At 31.9% G+C, this 1,658-nt stretch carries 1 pseudogene; it reads left to right on the forward strand.

Annotated elements, in window-relative coordinates:
• Window positions 1-1,248: 1,248 nt before the first annotated feature.
• A pseudogene (locus ACFIL8_RS10020) lies at window positions 1,249-1,658 on the forward strand (aspartate-semialdehyde dehydrogenase); the annotation flags it as partial.

A 1,658-nucleotide genomic window follows, 5' to 3' on the forward strand; every position in this document is an offset into this window, starting at 1 on the left:
GCAAAACAATGAAGAAATAACGCATAAAAAATAAAAAATCCTCATGCAATTTCCCTCTACAAGCCCACTGTTATCAATCCTCTATCAATATGATATCTCAATATTTACGATTTCTGAAAAAAGAGTTTTACAATATAGCAATACACTGATTTAAAAGATATTTATATCGCTTTACATCTTGTAATAAAAGCCAAAAATATCATCAGATTCTCTCATTTTAAACGTGTTCTATATTGAATCAATCAAAATCTCTTGTTTGCACATTACAAGCAAAGTTGGCATGTGAGTAAAAATGTACAAAAAGGCATACCTCTTATTGAATCGTCTCACATACCAAAAGCTGTAACGACATTGTGTGCTGGAAAAATGTATAATGGTGCTCACTTGTTCTTTTATTAAACGTAAATATGTGAGTATCCAACGGCTTTCCACTCATATAACTCACTTAAACAAAAAGCTTTCCAAACAAGCCTAAAAATATTCCCACACACTAAAAAAACACTTAAATATATCGAGAAAGCTTAAAGATCTTATACCACCATACTCCAAATACTGATATTTTATCGCATAATAGAATTAAAGTAAAAAATAGACACGAAAAAAATATATATAACTTTCATAAGAATTTATCTATATAATGGATTACTTAAGTTTATTCTGTTGTGCCATAAATTCTATCATGTAAGATATGAGGGCATGAAGCACGCATACCTCCTTAAAACATTCAAATGTTTTTTAGATACCCAATATCTTTTAAAATATTTTTTAAGCTTGCTTGTTAAGCCTTTAGTTTAAGTGAAAAATGGGAAGCCGCTAGAATCTAGTTGTTTACAGACTGTAATAGGAAGCTTCGCTTTTAAAGGCATAGGGAGAAAATTAAATAATTCAACAATTAATAGATAAAGTATTAAAAGATTCCACGAACGCGATAGGTAATACCATCCTCAAAAAATTCAAAAGTGAGAAGGTAAACAATTGACAGAAGATAAGAAATTCACTTAATTAAAGTGTTTTCTAAAGAGATAATAGTTTAGCGTAAAATATTCAATTTTTTCAATTCTGAAAGATTAAAAAAGACGTATCATTTGAAATAAAACAATTTATTGTACTAACGATGATGATTGGTGTGCATAAAATTGAGTTGTTGAAAATCAAAAATATAATTTAATGATGTTCCTTGACCAACTCACTCTCTCCTGAGTATAGCACGGGGAATAAACTTGGAGAGACATGAGGAGTATATAGAAAATGAGTTTTAAAGTTGCAATTGTCGGCGCAACCGGAAATGTTGGTCGTGAAATGCTTACAATTTTAGAAGAACGAGGTTTTCCTGCCCATGAAATTGTCCCTCTAGCATCACGACGTTCATTAGGACAAGAAGTTTCTTATGGAGATAAAACTTTAAAAGTAAAAGCACTAGATACTTATGATTTTTCTGACACAGATTTTTGTCTTATGTCTGCAGGAGGGAGCATTTCCAAAGAATACGCCCCTAAAATCGCTGCTGCTGGCTGTGTCGTCATCGATAATTCCTCCACATGGCGCTATGATGCCAATGTTCCGTTGATCGTCCCTGAAGTTAATGGCGAAGCTATAAATGCCTTTTCTAAGCGTAATATTATAGCAAATCCTAATTGTTCAACAATTCAACTGGTCTT

The sequence above is a fragment of the Bartonella sp. AP57NXGY genome (genome assembly GCF_042195805.1).
Classification (GTDB): Bacteria; Pseudomonadota; Alphaproteobacteria; order Rhizobiales; family Rhizobiaceae; genus Bartonella.